At 71.4% G+C, this 18445-nt stretch carries 13 protein-coding genes and 1 pseudogene; 10 read left to right on the forward strand and 4 right to left on the reverse strand.

Annotated elements, in window-relative coordinates:
- Positions 1–346: 346 nt before the first annotated feature.
- From ABZW18_RS23385 to ABZW18_RS23395, 3 genes are all read left to right on the forward strand, one after another.
- Positions 347–1384: a putative sulfate exporter family transporter gene (locus ABZW18_RS23385; RefSeq protein ID WP_356190573.1), complete on the forward strand. Its 1038-nt coding sequence runs from the start codon at positions 347–349 to the stop codon at positions 1382–1384.
- A 529-nt stretch (positions 1385–1913) separates the two neighbouring features.
- Positions 1914–3464: an MFS transporter gene (locus ABZW18_RS23390; RefSeq protein ID WP_356190477.1), complete on the forward strand. Its 1551-nt coding sequence runs from the start codon at positions 1914–1916 to the stop codon at positions 3462–3464.
- Between the two features lie 205 nt (positions 3465–3669).
- Positions 3670–5457, forward strand: coding sequence for a DEAD/DEAH box helicase (locus ABZW18_RS23395; protein ID WP_356190479.1), 1788 nt, complete (start codon positions 3670–3672; stop codon positions 5455–5457).
- A gap of 172 nt (positions 5458–5629) precedes the next feature.
- Here the strand turns inward: ABZW18_RS23395 and ABZW18_RS23400 are convergent.
- Positions 5630–5831: pseudogene (locus ABZW18_RS23400) on the reverse strand (alpha/beta hydrolase); the annotation flags it as partial.
- A gap of 381 nt (positions 5832–6212) precedes the next feature.
- On the opposite strand from ABZW18_RS23400, the gene ABZW18_RS23405 reads away from it, so the two are divergent.
- Positions 6213–6854, forward strand: a complete 642-nt coding sequence (locus ABZW18_RS23405; protein ID WP_356190481.1) for a helix-turn-helix domain-containing protein — start codon at positions 6213–6215, stop codon at positions 6852–6854.
- Positions 6855–7222: 368 nt separating this feature from the next.
- Entirely contained in the window at positions 7223–8038 is an 816-nt protein-coding gene (locus tag ABZW18_RS23410; protein ID WP_356190484.1) for a S16 family serine protease, read from the forward strand.
- Between the two features lie 120 nt (positions 8039–8158).
- Here ABZW18_RS23410 and ABZW18_RS23415 read toward each other — a convergent pair whose 3' ends face one another.
- Positions 8159–8632 carry an Lrp/AsnC family transcriptional regulator gene (locus tag ABZW18_RS23415; protein ID WP_356190487.1) on the reverse strand — a complete coding sequence of 158 codons (474 nt, stop codon included), beginning with the start codon at positions 8630–8632 and terminating at the stop codon, positions 8159–8161.
- Between the two features lie 123 nt (positions 8633–8755).
- Between ABZW18_RS23415 and hppD the strand changes: the two genes are divergently transcribed.
- Positions 8756–9898, forward strand: coding sequence for a 4-hydroxyphenylpyruvate dioxygenase (hppD, locus tag ABZW18_RS23420; protein ID WP_356190489.1), 1143 nt, complete (start codon positions 8756–8758; stop codon positions 9896–9898).
- Between the two features lie 169 nt (positions 9899–10067).
- Positions 10068–11435 (forward strand): FAD-linked oxidase C-terminal domain-containing protein, encoded by a 1368-nt coding sequence (locus ABZW18_RS23425; protein WP_356190491.1) that lies wholly within the window; start codon positions 10068–10070, stop codon positions 11433–11435.
- A 110-nt stretch (positions 11436–11545) separates the two neighbouring features.
- On the opposite strand, the gene ABZW18_RS23430 is transcribed toward ABZW18_RS23425, so the two are convergent.
- Complete coding sequence (locus tag ABZW18_RS23430) at positions 11546–11875, reverse strand: hypothetical protein (RefSeq protein WP_356190494.1); 330 nt, start codon at positions 11873–11875, stop codon at positions 11546–11548.
- Between the two features lie 262 nt (positions 11876–12137).
- On the opposite strand from ABZW18_RS23430, the gene ABZW18_RS23435 reads away from it, so the two are divergent.
- Positions 12138–14237, forward strand: a complete 2100-nt coding sequence (locus tag ABZW18_RS23435; protein WP_356190496.1) for an RDD family protein — start codon at positions 12138–12140, stop codon at positions 14235–14237.
- A gap of 69 nt (positions 14238–14306) precedes the next feature.
- Positions 14307–15014, forward strand: a complete 708-nt coding sequence (locus ABZW18_RS23440; RefSeq protein ID WP_356190498.1) for an RDD family protein — start codon at positions 14307–14309, stop codon at positions 15012–15014.
- A gap of 137 nt (positions 15015–15151) precedes the next feature.
- Here ABZW18_RS23440 and ABZW18_RS23445 read toward each other — a convergent pair whose 3' ends face one another.
- Entirely contained in the window at positions 15152–15523 is a 372-nt protein-coding gene (locus tag ABZW18_RS23445) for a hypothetical protein (protein ID WP_356190501.1), read from the reverse strand.
- A gap of 375 nt (positions 15524–15898) precedes the next feature.
- On the opposite strand from ABZW18_RS23445, the gene ABZW18_RS23450 reads away from it, so the two are divergent.
- Entirely contained in the window at positions 15899–18325 is a 2427-nt protein-coding gene (locus ABZW18_RS23450; protein WP_356190503.1) for an immune inhibitor A domain-containing protein, read from the forward strand.
- The last annotated feature ends 120 nt before the right edge of the window (positions 18326–18445 follow it).

An 18445-nucleotide genomic window follows, 5' to 3' on the forward strand; every position in this document is an offset into this window, starting at 1 on the left:
TGACCCGCCCACCACCTAGATCTACCCCTCCCTCGGCACACACTTACCCTACACCACGCTCTCCCTATCTGCGCCCGCGCCCGTATCGGCGGTGCACGCGCGCGTGCACCGCCTCGGCTCACCTGGCACGCCCGGTGGGCCCGCCGGGCCGACCGGGCCGACCGGGCCGACCGCGCAGGGCACGTGCGGGAGCGCTGCGGCGTCGCGGAAAGGTGATGCCGTGGCGCTGACCGGCTCGCGCACCGGCGGGCGTACGGCCGGTGCACGTACGGCCGGTGGGCGACGAGGTGGTGCCAGGGGCCGGGTGCCGGCGGCTGCCCCGCCGCCCGGCGGGGGCCCGAGCAGGCTGCCCGGAGCCGGGCCCGGACCCGGCTCCGGGCCCCGGCTCGGCATCGGGATCGGGCTCGGGATCGCGGCGCTGGGCGTCGCCCTCGCCTGGGCCGTCCACCGTCTCGTGCCTGCCGTGCCGATGCTGACCGCAGCTGTCGTCCTGGGCGTCACGGCGGGCCATCTGCCCGGCGTGCGGGGGCTCGTACGGGGGCGCGGCTGTCCCGGGCTGTCCCTCGCCGCCAAGCGGCTGATGCGCCTCGGCATCGTGCTGCTGGGCCTGAAGCTGAGTCTGGACGACGTGCTCGGGCTGGGCTGGGCGACCGTGGTGATGGTGCTCGGCGTGGTGGCGGCCACCTTCCTCGGCACCTGGTGGCTCGGCCGCCGGATGGGTCTGCGCGGCGACCAGCCGCTGCTGATCGCGACCGGTTACGCGATCTGCGGGGCGTCCGCGATCGGGGCCGTCGGCGAGGTGACGGACAGCGACAAGGAGGACGTGGCGACCTCGGTGGCCCTGGTCACGCTGTGCGGCACGCTCGCGATCGCCGTGCTGCCGCTGCTCCAGGATCCGCTGGGGTTGAGTGACGCGCAGTTCGGGCGGTGGGCGGGGGCGAGCGTGCACGACGTGGGACAGGTCGTGGCGTCCGCGCAGTCGGCCGGTCCCGCCGCACTGGGGGATGCGGTGCTGGTCAAACTGATGCGGGTGGCACTGCTCGCGCCGCTGGTCGCGGCGGTCGCCCTGGCGGTACGGCGCCGGTACGGCGCGGCGTCGCCGGGGACGTCCCGCGGAGGCCGACGGCCCTCGCCCGTACCGCTGTTCGTCCTGGGATTCCTTGCGATGGTGGCGCTCCGGAGCACGGGCGGTGTTCCGGCGGGCGCGCTGCTCGGGGCCCAGACCGCGCAGGAACTCCTGCTCGCGGCGGCGCTGTTCGCCCTGGGCAGCGCGGTGCACCTGCCGTCACTGGCCCGTACGGGCGGGCGGGTCGCGGCGCTGGGGCTCAGCGCGTGGGCGGTGGTCGCCGGCGTCTCGTACGCGGGTGTGCTGCTGACGACCTAGGTGTCTGACACATCCCGCCTGGTCCGTGGCGCTCCCCGGACTCCGTCTGGGAGGTGCCCCAGGCACGCTCTCCCAGCCTTCGGCCGGGTGCGGGGGACCCCCCAGCGGTAGCCGGGGGAGGGCCCCAGTTGCGTTGTCGCATCGTCCGAGTAGCCCACTATGAGGACACTTCTCCGCCTTGCAGCTGCACGCACCAGACGCCAAGGGCCCCGCCTCGGGGCGGACGGGTGCCTTTTGTGGGACGGGGCCTAGGACCGACGACCGACCCGATTACGGTCCAGCGGCACGGGCGGGGGAGCAAGGTGCCGCCTACGGTTGCGGAATGGCCGCTTTCGACCCGGACGACGCCGCTCCCGACGCCGACCCAGACGCCGCTCCCGACCAACCACCGCTGCGCGGCACCGCCGCGACACGCAGGGCACCGGCCCGGCGCCCAACTGCCGCGGGACCGGGACCGGGACCGGGACCGGGAACAGGACCGGGACCCGGAACAGGACCGGGGACAGGACCAGGAGCAGGACCGGGGGCGATGGCAGAAGCAGGACCAGGACCAGGACCGGGGCCAGGACAGGACGCGCCGGCCGAGGCGCCGTCTCGCCCCGCACCGAGCGAGCCCCGGTCACCACGGCACCAGTCGGACAGCGCACCGCAGCCGGACGGTGACGGCACCATCCTCAGCCGCCCCTTCCGGGCGCTCACCTTCGGCATCATCTCCGTCGTATCCCTCATCGCCTTCGAGGCGAGCGCCGTACACACATCCATGCCCGTGGCCGCCCACGCCCTCGACGGCATCGGGCTCTACGCCTTCGCGTTCTCCGGCTACTTCACCGTCAGCCTCTTCGCCATGGCCCTGTCCGGCGAGTGGTGCGACCGCAAGGGCCCGCTCGCACCGCTCTTCACCGGGATCGCCGCCTTCGGCGCCGGGCTCGTACTCTCCGGATCCGCGCAGAACATGTGGACCTTCGTCGGGGGCCGCAGCGTGCAGGGCATGGGCGGCGGGCTGGTGATCGTCGCGCTGTACGTCGTCGTGAGCCGCGCCTACCCCGAGCGTCTGCGGCCCGCCGTCATGGCGTCGTTCAGCGCCGCCTGGGTGCTCCCGGTCGTCGTCGGCCCGCTCGTCGCCGGGACCGTCACCGAACAACTCGGCTGGCGCTGGGTGTTCCTCGCCATCCCCCTACTGATCCTGCTGCCGCTCGCTGTGATGCTGCCCGCCCTGCGCAAGCTTCCGGACGCCGACCGGACCCCGTCCATGAACCGCCGGCGTATCTACCTCGCGCTGGCCGTCGCCGCGGGCGCGGGACTGTTGCAGTACGCGGGCCAGGCCGTGTCCGACGGCGGCGTGACCTGGACCGCGCTCGTCCCGGCCGCGGCCGGGCTCGCGCTGCTCGTCCCGTGCGTCCTCCGCCTGCTGCCCCGCGGCACCTTCCGCGCCGCCCGCGGCCTGCCCTCCGTGATCCTGCTGCGCGGCATCGCCACGGGTTCCTTCCTCGGCGCGGAGACGTTCGTGCCGCTGATGCTGGTCACCGAACGCGGTCTGTCGGCGACCCTGGCCGGGCTCTCGCTCACCGGCGGCGGGCTCACCTGGGCGCTCGGCTCGTACGTACAGGCCCGGCCCCGTCTGGAGGCGTACCGCGAGCGGCTGATGACCCTGGGCATGACCCTTATGGCGCTCTCCATCGCCTGCCCCGCGCTCGCGCTCGTCGACGGGGTCCCCGCGTGGGCCGTCGCGCTGGCGTGGGTGGTCGGCGGCTTCGGGATGGGGCTGACCATCTCCAGCGGGAGTGTGCTGCTGCTCAAGCTGTCCCGGCCCGAGGACGCGGGCAGCAACTCCGCATCCCTCCAGGTCTCCGACGCCCTCGGCAACATCGCCCTGATCGGCCTCAGCGGCGTGATCTTCGTCGGCCTCGGCGGCGGGTCCGGCGCCATGGGCGCCCACGAGGTGCCGGCCGCGGGCATGAGCGGTACGGGCCACCCGGCGGCGTTCACCGCGGTGTTCCTGACGATGGCGGCCGCCGCCCTCGTCGGCGCGTACGTCACCACCCGCCTCCGGCCACAGGGCCGGCGCCGAGGGCAGGTGTGAGCTGGATCCCACTCCTGGGTGGTCCCGGGGCGTACCCCCGAAGCACGAAAGGCGCCACCGGTAGGCTGACGCGGTTCCCGAGCCCGATCCCGAACCCACGCCCGATCCCAAGCCCACGTCCGAGCCCGAACCGGAGCCCGCCGAGCACGAACCCTCGCGAGCCCGGGCCCGATCCTGATCCCCGAGCCAGCCCGAACCGGAGACCGTGTCTACCACCACCCCCAGCCACCATCTCTCACCCGCCTTCCCCGGCCGTGCTCCCTGGGGCACGGCCAACAAGCTGCGCGCATGGCAGCAACGCGCGGTGGATCAGTACGTCCAGAAGCAGCCGCGGGATTTCCTCGCGGTGGCGACCCCGGGCGCGGGCAAGACGACCTTCGCGCTCACCCTCGCCTCCTGGCTGCTGCACCACCACGTCGTGCAGCAGGTGACCGTCGTCGCGCCGACCGAGCATCTGAAGAAGCAGTGGGCGGAGGCGGCGGCACGGATAGGGATCAAGCTGGACCCGGACTACAGCGCGGGCCCGTTGGGCCGGGAGTACCACGGCGTCGCCGTGACGTACGCGGGTGTCGGCGTACGGCCGATGCTGCACCGCAACCGCAGTGAACAGCGCAAGACGCTCGTCATCCTCGACGAGATCCACCACGCCGGTGACTCCAAGTCCTGGGGCGAGGCGTGCCTGGAGGCGTTCGAGCCGGCGACCCGTCGGCTCGCGCTGACCGGCACCCCGTTCCGGTCCGACACCAACCCGATTCCCTTCGTCGAGTACGAGGAGGGGAACGACGGCATCCGGCGGTCCTCCGCCGACTACACCTACGGCTACGGCAACGCGCTCGCCGACGGTGTCGTCCGGCCGGTCATCTTCCTTTCCTACAGCGGCAATATGCGCTGGCGGACGAAGGCGGGCGACGAGATCGCGGCGCGCCTGGGCGAGCCCATGACCAAGGACGCGGTCTCGCAGGCCTGGCGTACGGCGCTGGACCCGCGCGGGGACTGGATGCCGAACGTGCTGCGCGCCGCCGACCGGCGCCTCGGCGAGGTCCGCAAGGCGATCCCTGACGCGGGTGGGCTGGTCATCGCCGCGGACCAGGACTCGGCGCGCTCCTACGCCAAACTGATCCGCGAGATCACCGGCAAGGGGCCGGCCGTCGTCCTCTCCGACGACAGCGGCGCCTCGCAGCGCATCGACGACTTCAGCCACTCCGACGAGCGCTGGATGGTCGCGGTCCGCATGGTGTCGGAGGGCGTGGACGTACCGCGGCTGGCGGTCGGCGTCTACGCCACGACCATCTCCACGCCGCTGTTCTTCGCGCAGGCGGTCGGCCGCTTCGTACGGTCGCGGCGGCGTGGCGAGACCGCGTCCGTCTTTCTGCCGACGATCCCGATGCTGCTCGGCTTCGCGAACGAGATGGAGGTCGAGCGCGACCACGTCCTGGACAAGCCCAAGAAGGACGGCGAGGAAGACCCCTACGCCGAGGAGGACAAGCTCCTCCAGGAGGCGGAGAAGGAGCAGGACGAGGACACCGGCGAGCAGGACCAGCTGCCCTTCGAGGCGCTGGAGTCGGACGCGGTCTTCGACCGGGTGCTGTACGACGGCGCCGAGTTCGGCATGCAGGCGCACCCGGGCAGCGAGGAAGAACAGGACTACCTGGGCATTCCGGGCCTTCTCGAGCCCGACCAGGTGCAGATGCTGCTCCAGAAGCGGCAGGCCCGGCAGATCGCGCACAGCCGGAAGAAGCCGGACGACGAGGCCGATCTGCTGGAGATGCCGGCGGAGCGGCGCCCGGTGGTCACCCACAAGGAACTGCTGGAGCTCAGGAAGCAGCTCAACTCCCTGGTCGGGGCGTACGTTCACCAGAGCGGCAAGCCGCACGGGGTCATCCACACCGAGCTGCGGCGGGTGTGCGGGGGGCCGCCGAGCGCGGAGGCGACGGCGGGGCAGCTCCGGGAGCGGGTCAAGAAGGTCCAGGAGTGGGCCACCCGTATGCGGTGACCGCTCGGGACCGGTGCCTTGTCCGCGCGTTCACGGTGCGCTCCCGGCGGCCGGGAGGGGGGTGGCGCTCTCGATCACCAGCGTGGGCACCGCCCCCGGGCCGGTCCGGGCCGGGGCCGCGCGGCCGACCCGGATTCCCCCGCCCCGCCGGAGGACGACGCCGAGGACCTTGGCGGTCCTCCTGCCACGCCGACGGGGCCGACTGTCCCGACTCCACGTAGTCGAACAGGACGACCTGGCATTCGGCGGCGACCGCCGGTGTCACGAGGCGCCACGGGTTTTGGTCACAGCCGAATCCGTGCGCCGGCATCACGGCGGGCCTGCCCGTCACTGCGCCCGGTGATCGTGACGTAGTTCCTGGTGCGCACATCCACGCGGATCACCCTTCCACCGCCTGCCGGGCCGGGCGACTGCTGACAGGCGTGCTCGCTCCACTCGCGCCGCCGTGGCCGGCCGTGGTGTCGCGGGCGGCGGATCGTGCGCGGAGGCAGGCGAGCGCCGAAAGAGCCGCCCGGTCTCGACATCTCGCGGTTGCAATGCGCGTAAACCGGCAGCGAACTGACCGGATTCTGGACGGACTCTTCCGCTGAGCGGGACAGGTCGCTACCTTTCCGGTACCCCACACGCCCCGTGGCAGCGCCGCCGCGGAGCGCAGCCGGTGCCATGCGACCGGCGGCCTCTCCGTGCGTTGCCGCTGGGACCGGCGCCGTACCCGCCGCGAGAAGCCGCCGTCACTCACACGAGGAGGGGGCGTCGTGACCGCGGAGACGTCTCAAACGCTCGACAGGGGACTGAGGGTCCTCAAGCTGCTCGCCGACACCGACCATGGGTTGACCGTGACCGAGCTGTCCAACAAGCTCGGCGTCAACCGCACCGTGGTCTACCGCTTGCTCGCCACCCTCGAGCAGCACGCCCTCGTACGCCGGGACATCGGCGGCCGGGCGCGGGTCGGGCTCGGGGTGTTGCGACTGGGCCGCCAGGTGCATCCACTCGTACGGGAGGCCGCGCTGCCGGTGCTGCGCGCGCTCGCCGAGGACATCGGGGCCACAGCCCATCTCACACTGGTCGACGGCACGGAGGCCCTGGCCGTGGCGGTGGTCGAGCCCACCTGGACCGACTACCACGTGGCGTACCGGGCGGGGTTCCGGCACGCCCTCGACCGGGGCGCCGCAGGGCGCGCGATCCTCTCCGCCCGGCGGGCTCCGGGCACCGACCCGGGCTTCTCGCTCACCCACGGTGAGCTGGAGGCGGGCGCCAGCGGCGCCGCGGCACCGCTCCTCGGTGTGACGGGTGTGGAGGGCAGCGTGGGCGTGGTCATGCTCACCGACTCCGTGCCGGAACGGGTCGGGCCGCGGGTCGTGGAGGCCGCGCGCGACGTGTCCGAGGCCCTTCGCTGACGCATCGCCCCGCGGGGGCGGAAGCCGGGCGGGGCAAGGCGGGCGACCATTGTGCAGCCGCGTCGCACGGCCCCGGACGCCGCGCAGCGCGTCGGCTCGCGCCCGCCTGCGGTCGCTCTGCGCACCGTTCGGCTGTGTGCTCCCGCGCTGGGGGGTGCGCCCTGCGCCGCGCCGTGGTGACCGGCCGGCTCGCTCGGTTGCTCGCTGGTTGCTCGCTCGGGTGGCTCGCGCGGAGTGGCTGCGCGGATGGCTGCACTCCGCGGGCCCTGCGCGCCTGCCCGGTCTCCGTACGTGCCCGGCTCCGCCGGGATGGCTGCGGAGGGGCGGGCTGTGAGGGCTCGGTCTTGGCGTGAACTAGATTCACTCCCATGCCAGCCGTCTTCCCCCTTCTCTCCGGCGGGGGTACCCGCAACCGCTTCCGGATCCTCGCTGTCTGCGCCGCACCGGTAGTCGCGCTGCTCGCCGTGGCCGCGTTCGCTCCGCTGCCGTTCTCCATCGCGCAGCCCGGCATGACCGCGGATGTGCTCGGATCGAATCAGGGCAAACCGGTGATCACCATCTCCGGTGCCGAGACCCGGAGGACGGACGGGCAGCTGCGGATGACGACCATCGCCGCGACCGGCCCGGACGCGGAGGTCGGCCTCGACGACGTCGTCGACGGCTGGTTCGCGTCCGACCGGGCCGTGCTGCCGCGCGACTCCGTCTACCCGGTCGGCGACACCACCAAGGAGATCGAGAAGCACAACGTCGAGGAGATGCGGAAGTCCCAGGGCACGGCCACCCAAGCCGCCCTGAGTCATCTCCACCGGTCGTCCGACGACGTACGGGTCACGTTGCGCCTCGCGGACGTGGGCGGGCCGAGCGCCGGGCTGATGTTCTCCCTCGGGATCGTCGACAAACTGGACGGCGACGGCCGCGGCGGCGACCTGACCGGCGGCCGTACGATCGCCGGAACCGGGACGATCACCGGCGACGGGAAGGTCGGCGCGGTCGGCGGCGTACCGCTGAAGACGCAGGCCGCCAGCCGGGACGGCGCGACGGTCTTCCTGGTTCCGAAGGCGGAGTGCGCCGATGCGCGGTCCGAGCTTCCGAAGGGTCTCCGGCTGATCCCGGTCACGACCCTCGACGGTGCGATCGACTCACTCAACGCACTGCAGTCGGGTGGCCGGGTCCCGCGCTGCTGACCCCCGGGTGCTGACCTCCGGGCCGCTGCTGACCCCGGGCCGGGTGCGTCGACCAGCAGTTGCTGGTGGCGGTTCCCGAGGTCGTCCCAGAAGCCCAGGAGAATCTCTTCGCCCGGTGACTCAGGGGAGGTCCTCCGACGCCTGCCGCACCAGCGGAATGATCCGGTGCGGCACCGGATTCTCCATGACGATCGCCGTCGAAGCCCGCACGATGCCATCAAAACCTACGACCCGGTCGATCACACGTTGGAGATCGGCGTTGGATCTGGCCACCAGACGGCAGAGCATGTCGCCGTGGCCGGTCGTGGTGTGCAGCTCCAGCACCTCCGGCACGGTGGCCAAATGGGTCCGTACGTCCGCGCCTTGGCCCTGCTTGATCTCCAGCGTCGCGAACGCGGTCACCGGGTAGCCCAGCGCCGCCGGATCCACCTCCGGCCCGAAGCCGCGGATCACTCCACTGGCCTGAAGCCGGTCCAGCCGGGCCTGTACGGTGCCGCGCGCCACCCCGAGCCGCCGGGATGCCTCCAGCACGCCGATCCGTGGCTCCTGCGCCAGCAGCTCGAGCAGCCGCCCGTCCAGCTCATCGATCCCCATGGCCCCGCCTTCCCGTGGTCATCATGTACAGAACGACCCGCTGTTCCCGTTGGTCGCTGTACAGAGTGTGCAGCGAATATCCCAACTCTTGCGCACCTTGTAAATCGGGGGGAGTCTGCCGATATGAGTGAGACCATCGATCACACCCCGGGCACCGCACGGCAGGCAGACCCCTTCCCGGTGAAGGGGATGGACGCGGTCGTCTTCGCGGTCGGCAACGCCAAGCAGGCTGCGCATTACTACTCCACGGCGTTCGGTATGACCCGCGTCGCCTATGCGGGACCGGAGAACGGCAGCCGCGAGACCGCCAGCTACGTCCTGGAGTCCGGCGGCGCACGGTTCGTCTTCACCTCGGTCATCAAGCCAACGACGGACCGCGGCCGGTTCCTCGCCGAGCACGTGGCCGAGCACGGCGACGGCGTCATCGACCTCGCCATCGAGGTCCCGGACGCGCGGGCGGCGTACACGTACGCGACCGCGCACGGCGCCATCGGTCTTGAGGAGCCGCACGAACTCAAGGACGAGAACGGCACCGTGGTCGCCGCCGCCATCGCCACTTACGGCAACACCCGGCACACCCTGGTCGAGCGCACCGGCTACGTGGGCCCGTACCTCCCCGGGTTCGAGGCCGTCGGCCCGATCGTGGAGCCCGGGCCCCGCCGCTTCCAGGCCATCGACCACTGCGTCGGCAATGTCGAGCTCGGCGAGATGAACAAGTGGGTGAGCTTCTACAACACCGTCATGGGCTTCACCAATATGAAGGAGTTCGTGGGCGACGACATCGCCACCGAGTACTCCGCGCTCATGTCGAAGGTCGTCGCGGACGGCACCCGTAAGGTGAAGTTCCCGATCAACGAGCCCGCCATCGCCAAGAAGAAGTCGCAGATCGACGAGTATCTCGAGTTCTACGGCGGACCGGGCGTGCAGCACATCGCCCTCGCCACCAACGACATCGTGGCGACGGTGCGGGCCATGCGCGCGGCCGGGGTGCAGTTCCTGGAGACCCCCGACTCGTACTACGACACGCTCGGCGAGTGGGTCGGCGAGACCCGTGTGCCGCTGGACGAGCTGCGGGAGCTGAAGATCCTCGCCGACCGCGACGAGGACGGCTATCTGTTGCAGATCTTCACCAAGCCGGTCCAGGACCGCCCCACCGTCTTCTTCGAGATGATCGAGCGGCACGGTTCGATGGGCTTCGGCAAGGGCAACTTCAAGGCGCTGTTCGAGGCGATCGAGCGCGAGCAGGACAGGCGCGGCAACCTCTGATCCCCCACAGCGCGGCAACCTCTGATCCACGCACCCGCGGAGGCCCGCCCCCCGTAACTGCGGCCCCACGGCTCCTGATCCGTGGGGCCGCAGGTCTGCCGTAGGTCCGTCCGTGCGCTCGCCGGTCGCCGATCTTCCCAGCCGGGCGGCCGAATGCAAGGGTGGATCCATGGACCAGTTGATCGATCTGCTGCGCGACGGTCTTCCGGACGAAGCCGTGCTGACCGACCCCGACGTCACCGCGGCCTACGCCAACGACATGGCCAGTTTCTGCGAGGCGGGGGCCCCCGCCGTCGTCGTCATGCCGCGCACCGTCGAGCAGGTCCAGCACGTGATGCGCACCGCTACCGCGCTGGGCGTACCTGTCGTGCCGCAGGGGGCGCGTACCGGCCTGTCGGGCGCTGCCAACGCCTCCGAGGGCTGCATCGTGCTGTCCCTCGTCAGGATGGACCGGATCATCGAGATCAACCCGGTCGACCGGATCGCGGTCGTCGAGCCGGGCGTTGTCAACGCCGTGCTCTCGCGTGCCGTCGCCGAACAGGGCCTCTATTACCCGCCGGATCCCAGCAGCTGGGAGCAGTGCACCATCGGCGGCAACATCGGCACGGCCTCCGGCGGCCTGTGCTGTGTGAAATACGGCGTGACGGCCGAATACGTCCTCGGCCTCGATGTCGTCCTCGCCGACGGCCGGCTGCTGACCACCGGCCGCCGTACGGCCAAGGGCGTCGCCGGATACGACCTGACCCGCCTCTTCGTGGGCTCCGAGGGCAGCCTCGGCATCGTCGTACGGGCCGTCCTCGCGCTCAAGCCCTCCCCGCCCGAGCAGCTCGCTCTCGCCGCCGAGTTCCCCTCCGTGGCCGCGGCCTGCGACGCCGTCTGCGAGATCATGGCCCGCGGCCACGCGCCGTCCCTGCTCGAACTCATGGACCGTACGACCCTGCACGCGGTCAACAAGATGGCTCAGATGGGTCTGCCGGAGTCCACCGCAGCGCTGCTGCTCGCCGCGTTCGACACCCCTGACCCGGCAAGCGATCTGGCGGCCGTCGGGGAGCTGTGCGCGGCTGCCGGGGCGACCGAGGTCGTACCGGCCGAGGACGCGGCCGAGTCCGAACTCCTCCTCCAGGCCCGGCGGCTGGCCCTCACCGCCCTGGAGGCCGTGAAGTCCGCGACCATGATCGACGATGTCTGCGTCCCCCGCTCCCGGCTGGCCGCGATGCTCGACGGCACCGCGGCGATCGGGGAGAAGTACGGTCTGACGGTCGGTGTCTGCGCCCACGCGGGCGACGGCAACACCCACCCGGTGGTCTGTTTCGATGCCGCCGATCCCGACGAGTCGCGGCGCGCCCGTGAGTCCTTCGACGAGATCATGGAGCTGGGCCTCGAACTCGGCGGCACGATCACGGGGGAACACGGGGTCGGCGTGCTGAAGAAGGAGTGGCTCGCGCGCGAACTCGGGCCGGTCGGCCTGGAGCTCCAGCAGAGCATCAAATCCGTGTTCGACCCGCTCGGCCTGCTCAACCCGGGGAAGCTCTTCTAGGGGGAAGCCCTTCCAGGGGTACGGGAACCCGACACGCGTCCCGTTCGTACCGCGGCTCTGCCCGCTGAACGCCCGGCTCAGAGCCGCCGGTACTGCTTCGGCATCACGGGTCAGGGGTGTCTCGGTGTCCGGCCCGTTGTCGGCCGCCCGCCCATCGCGTCGATCGGCGCTTGGCCGAGCGATGCGAACAGCGACTTCGCCGCGTCCCGCCGGATGCGCCGGTTCCGCTCGGCGTAGTCCCACAACTCGCCCTCGTACGCCGCGAACCCGCGACGGCACCGTCGGGCTCCGCGGCCGTCGGCTCCGTACAGATGGCCCTGATCTCCGGCATAACGATCCAGCACCTCTTCGACCCCGAAGGCGCCCCTCCGGCGCCCGACGTCGTGGCGGGGCTGCGCGGCCTCGTGCGTGCCGCCGGTCTGGGGCCCGCCGGCACGCAACGAGAGGACCTGAAGCCCCGATCCGCTGTGCCGCAGGGCCGAGCGGGACCCGGGATTGTCCTCGGCCGGGCATACGGAGGTGGTCGGTACACCGGGACCGGCACGAGGGGGCGGCGGGGTCTGGTATGTGTGGACACTGCGCGCCGGCCCGCGTGCGAAAGCGGGCGCAGGTGAGGCGAGGTACACCACTCCGCGCGTGTGCGGCACACTGCTCATTGCCCAACCGCACAGCACGGCCAGCAGACACGACGGGACACGGTCAATGAGCGCGCCAACCTCAGGATCCGCCGACGGCAGCCCCACACACGGCTATTACCCCGACCCGTCCATCCCCGGCTACATCCGGTACTGGAACGGCGTCTCGTGGGTACCGGGCACGAGCAGGCCGGCGCCGGTCGACGGCGAGGACATGCCGGGTCCGCCGCCGGGTTCCGCGCCGGCGGCTCCGGCGCCGGAGGAGACCCGTCCGGTGTTCTTCGACGAGGAGCCCGCCCGCGCCGAGTCCCCCTCCGTCGACACCGGCTCCGAGCCCGGTCCCGGCGGCCAGGGCACACCGCTGCCGGAGCTGCGCCCGCGCGGCGAGGTGGACGTACGCCCCGACTCCGTCGACTGGGACGACCCCCAGCGCCTCCACGGCTCCCGCCCCGAACCGGCCTCCGCCTGGCAAGCGGACGCCTCCCGCCAGACCGGCTTCGGCGGCGACCAGGACCACCGGGTCTCCTGGGGCGCGGACCCGGCGGCCGCTTCCGACCCCTCCGGCACGACCGGCGCGGGCACCCCGGCCTCCGGCACGGCGGGCACCCCGGCCTCCGGCACGGCGGGACCCTCCGGTTCCGGCAGCGGCGGTGCCGCCTCCGCGGACAGCTCTTTCGATCAGCGGTCGGCGCGGACTGACGGCGGCGGCCGGGGTTCCGCGGCGGGCGACGCCGGTACGGCGGATTCCGCCGGCTCCGGCTCCGCAGGGCCCGGGATCGCCACGGGCCGGACTCCGGATACGAGCGGTTCCGGTTCGGGCAGTGCGGCCGCGGCGGGGGACGGTCAGGAGGCCGCGGACAGCCGGCCTTCGCCCCGGTCCGCGGACGGCGGCAGGCCTGCCGCCGGTGACCGCGGCCGACGCGACGGCACGATGACCATCCGCCGGGCCGGGCGGGGCGGTGACTCCGGGTCAGCCGCGCAGGCTGACGGCACCATGGCCATTCGCCCGATCAGGTCGGCCGGGGAGGGCGGCGCGGGCACAGCCGGAGCGAGTGCTGTCCCTGCTGCCCGGGACGGCGACGACTCCGCCGCGGGCCGCGAAGGGGCCGCCGGCGCGGCGGCCCGGCACGACGGGACGATGACGATCCGCGCCACCGGCGGTGTGACATCCGGCGGTTCGGGTCCGCGTTCGGCGTCGGGTCCGGCGTCGGGTCCGGGGTCGACTGCGGCATCCGGGTCCGGTTCCGGTTCCGACTTCGGGTCCCGTTCCGGTCCCGGCGGTGCGGAACCCGCCGACGGCACCATGGCGATCCGTGTCACCCGGCCCGGCGCCGGGCAGGCACCCGCATCCGCGCCCGGTGGCACCGACGGCGGCATCCCCCCGCAGCCCGGTCCGGCTTCGCGGGCCCAGGCCCCGGGGTCCGGCCAGAACCCGCATGCCGCCCCGCAGGCCGGTCCTGTCCAGCAGCCCCATGCCCCCGCGCCGACCCCCGCTCAGCCTCCGGCCGCACAGGGCTCCGGCGGTGGGCAGCCCTCCTGGGCCCAGCAGGTGCACCAGCTCGCGGACCCCGGTCCCGCAGGCACTCGGCAGGGCTCGCCCGACGCCCCCGTCACCCCGTGGCGGCCCCCGGTCGCCGACCCCTTCCTGGCGGCCGCCCAGGCTCAGGCAGCCGTACGCCCCGCCTCGCTCGGCCGTCGCCTGGCGGCCAGGCTGATCGACACCGTGCTTCTCGGCGCCGTGGTCGCGGGCGCCGCCGTCCCGTTCGGCACCAAGGCCGTCGACCACGTCAACGACAAGGTCGAGGAGGCGAAGCTGAGCGGCGAGACCGTGACCGTATGGCTGCTCGACGGCACCACGTCCGGCTACCTCGGCATCGTCGTCGGCGTTCTGCTCCTCGCCGGAGTGCTCTACGAGGCCCTGCCCACCGCCAAGTGGGGCCGTACGCTCGGCAAGCGCCTTTGCGGGGTGCAGGTACTGGGCATCGAGTCCCACGACACCCCGCCCTTCGGCGCTGCCCTGCGCCGCTGGCTGGTGTACAGCGTGCTCGGTCTCCTGGCCATCGGAGTCCTCAACGTCCTGTGGTGCCTGTTCGACCGCCCGTGGCGGCAGTGCTGGCATGACAAGGCGGCCGGCACCTTTGTGGGCGGAACCGGCGGGGACGACTGACCGGACCGGATCCCCCGAACGGCTTGCGCCGGGCTGCGGCGACCCCGTTGCCGGGGTCGACTGATGGGCATGAGCACCGATCAGCCGACGCCGGGGTCCGGTGAGCCGTCGGACAACGACCCCTTCCGGAAGCGGCCGCCGGAGCCGCCTTCGGACAGCGGTCCCGGTGGCGGTTCGCCGTACGACAAGGAGCCGCCCCCGCCTGGTGGTGGTGAACCGCCCCCGCCGCCGTACGGCAGCGACCCGTACGGTGGGGGCCCGTACGGGCCGGGCGGCGGCCCGGGGCGCGACCCGTACGGCGGCTCCCCGTACGGCGCCGACCCCCTCGCCGGAATGCCCCCGCTCGCCAACCGCGGCAAGCGGCTGGTCGCTCGGATCATCGACGGTCTTCTCATCAGCATCCCGGTCGGCGCGCTGATGACCCTGATCGTCGGTGGCTACGACCCGACGGACACCGACGACACGGCCAAGTCCGTGAGCGTGCAGGGCACGGTGCTGCTGGTGTACCTGATCTATGAGGGGTTGATGCTGACCAACTCCGGCCAGACCGTGGGCAAGAAGCTGATGAAGGTACGCGTTGCCCTGCTGGAGAACGGTGGCGTACCGGCCGGGTCGGCGGGCTGGATCCGTGCCGCCGTCTACACGCTGCCCGAGTTCGTGCCGTGCTGCGGCTTCATCTTCTGGCTGGTGAACGTGCTGAACTGCACGTGGGACAAGCCATACCAGCAGTGTCTCCACGACAAGGCCGCGAAGACCGTGGTGGTGGCCGTGCCATGACGCGGTGCCGTGACCGGCCTGCCCTGACACCGGGCCCTGACACCGGGCCCTGACGTCGCGCCCTGGTCGTGAGCCCGGGCGCCGCCCCGACAGCCGACCGGCGACAAGTCCGTTCGGCAGAAGGCCCGGTGGGCAGCTCAGCGGCGCAGCGAGTGCTGCCCGACGCGTGACTCCGCCGCGCCCGCATGTGTCCTCGGACGGGGCACCCGGACGTGGTGCTGCCCGGGAGCGGCTGCCGGCCGCACGGCGCTGTCCGTACGAGCCGCCTGAGCCGTACGAGCGGTGCTCGCAGTGGGGGCGGTGCGAGCCGTGCGGGCGGTGCGAGCCGTACGGGCCGAGCGCGGAGTCGGCACCGTCATGGCCACGAGGAGCCCGAGCGAGAGCCCGGCGAAGGCGATGACCACGATTCCGATGCCCGAACGGGTCTGGGAGAGCAGCAGCATGGCCAGGGTCGAGAAGACGACCGTGACCGAACCGTAGGCATATTGTGCGGGAGTCGGACGCGGCATGGCGATTTCCGTCCTCGGGACGACGTCGGGGCTATGAGTCACCGTCCCGGGACCGCAGCTCCCGGGAGAAACGCTGTGTTCGCGCCGTCATATGACTCTACGGACCTTGTCTGCCCGAGCGGAACTGGTGGTAAGCGTGACCTAACACACGGTGCCGGTGCACAGGGGGCGCACGGAGTCATTCCGGATTCCAACTGGCGAGACGCGCGCGCCCGTTCGTCCATGGGATACGTGTCCGACTTTCAGGACATGTGAACCGAATAACGTATGCGTCCTGGCGTGTCCAAGTCAAGATCTGTCTTTTCTGCTGCCATTCCGGTCCAATGCCCCCCACAGAAGCAGTACTTGGGGGAACACTCGGGAGGACAGCAGCAAGTGAGCAGCCATCGGAGGACTCTGAGATCCACCGCCCTGGCAGCGGCGCTCGCCGCGATCGGCGCGGCCGCTCTGACGGCCGGTGCCGCGCAGGCTTCGGACCAGGCGGACGGTGACCGTACGACCGCCGGAGCGGCCTTAGCTGCCGCGGCGGACCGCCATGACCCGGCGCCCGCCAAGGGGAATGTCGAGCACGACCTGGAAGGCCCGTTCAGCGAGCGCCAGGAGGCGCAGCGCAAGGACGCGCTCCAGCGGGTGCTGCGAGGGGATGCGAGGGCCGAGAAGCGTGGCGCGTCGCAGGTGGTCAAGCTCGACCAGGGCAAGTACGTCGAGCTGGCCCGGGAGAAGACCGACAAGATCTTCACCATTCTCGTGGAGTTCGGCGACAAGGTCGACAGCACCACGATGTTCGACCCGGACGGGCCGGAGGGCCCCAAGCCGCCCGTCGAGAAGTACGGCGGCGAGGCCGGTCCGGCGCACAACCGGATAGCGGAGCCGGACCGTGCCGATGACAACAGCACGGCCTGGCGCAAGGACTTCAACCGCGAGCACTTCCAGGACCTGTACTTCTCGAAGGCCAAGGGCAAGCAGTCCCTGAAGAAGTACTACGAGAAGCAGTCCTCCGGCCGCTACTCGGTCGACGGCGAGGTCGCGGACTGGGTCAAGGTCAAGTGGAACGAGGCCCGTTACGGCTCGAACTACTGCGGCGACACCAACTGCGCCAACGTCTGGGACGCGGTGCGCGACGGGGTCAACCAGTGGGCCGCCGACCAGAAGGCCGCCGGCAAGACCCCCGCGCAGATCAAGGCGCAGCTGGCGAAGTACGACCTCTGGGACCGCTACGACTTCGACGGCGACGGCAACTTCAACGAGCCCGACGGCTACATCGACCACTTCCAGCTCGTCCACGCGGGCGAGGACGAGTCGGCCGGCGGCGGCGTGCAGGGCGAGACCGCGCTCTGGGCACACCGCTGGTACGCGTACGGCACCGACGCCGGCGACAGCGGCCCCGCGAACAACAAGTCGGGCGGAACCCAGATCGGTGACACCGGCATCTGGGTCGGCGACTACACCATGCAGCCGGAGAACGGCGGCCTCGGCGTCTTCGCCCACGAGTACGGCCACGACCTGGGCCTGCCCGACCTCTACGACACCACGGGCAAGGGTGAGAACTCCACCGGCTTCTGGTCGTTGATGTCCTCCGGCTCCTGGCTGGGCACCGGCAAGAAGGAGATCGGCGACCTGCCGGGCGACATGACCGCCTGGGACAAGCTGCAGCTGGGCTGGCTCGACTACGGCAAGGCCAAGGCCGCGACCAAGTCCACCCACAAACTGGGCGTCTCCGCGTACAACACGAGGAACAAGCAGGGACTCGTCGTCCAACTGCCCTCCAAGCCCGTCACCACCACCATCGTCAAGCCGGCCGAAGGCTCCAAGCAGTGGTGGAGCGACATGGGGGACGACCTCAAGAACACCCTGAGCCGGCCGGTCGACCTGACCGGCAAGTCCAAGGCTTCCCTGGAGCTCAAGGGCTGGTGGGACATCGAGGAGAACTACGACTACCTCTACGCCGAGGTGTCGACCGATGGTGGCGCCGACTGGACGCCGCTGGACGGGACCGCGGATGGCAAGGCCATCACGCGCGACGGCGGCGACAAGCCGGCGCTGACCGGAACCCCGGGCGGCTACAAGAGCCTCGTCTACCCGCTGGACGCCTACGCGGGCAAGAAGATCGACCTCCGTTTCCGCTACCGGACGGACGGCGGCGCGGCGCAGAAGGGCTTCGCGGCCGATGCGATCAGCGTTGTCGCCGATGGCACGGCGCTGTTCACGGACGGCGCCGAGGGTGACGCCAACGGCTGGACGGCCAAGGGCTTTTCGCGCATCGGTGAGTCCTTCACCAAGAAGTACCCGCAGTACTACATCGCGGAGAACCGGCAGTACGTGTCGTACGACAAGACCCTCGAGGTCGGCCCGTACAACTTCGGTTTCGCCTCCGCCCGGCCCAAGTGGGTGGAGCACTACCCGTACCAGAACGGTCTGGTGATGTGGCTGTGGGACACCTCGCAGCCGGACAACAACGTCGGCGTCCACCCGGGCAAGGGCCAGATCCTTCCCATCGACGCCCACGCCGAGCCGGAGAAGTGGGCCGACGGGACACTGATGCGCAACCGCATCCAGGCCTACGACTCGCCCTTCAGCCGGTACCGCACGGACGGCATCACACTGCACTCGGACGGCAAGGCCGCCAAGATCAAGTCTAAGAAGGGCGTCTCGGTCTTCGACGACCGGAAGGGCGTGTACTGGTTCGCGTCGAACCCCACCGCGGGTGTGCAAGTTCCTGACACCAACACCCGGATCAAGATCGTCAAGGAGGCCCGTGATGGCTCCACGGTGACGATCAAGGTCGGCTCCTCGGCGAAGTAATCGTTATAACCGCAGGTCAGACCGGCATTGGCCGTCGCCCTCTAGCGGGCGGCGGCCAATCGCGTTTAGATGCTCTGGCAAGCTTTCTTATTGACACGTCGTCTCACGGGGGAGATCCGA

Origin of the sequence: Streptomyces sp. NPDC004647, from assembly GCF_040609575.1 — a bacterium.
GTDB lineage: Bacteria > Actinomycetota > Actinomycetes > Streptomycetales > Streptomycetaceae > Streptomyces.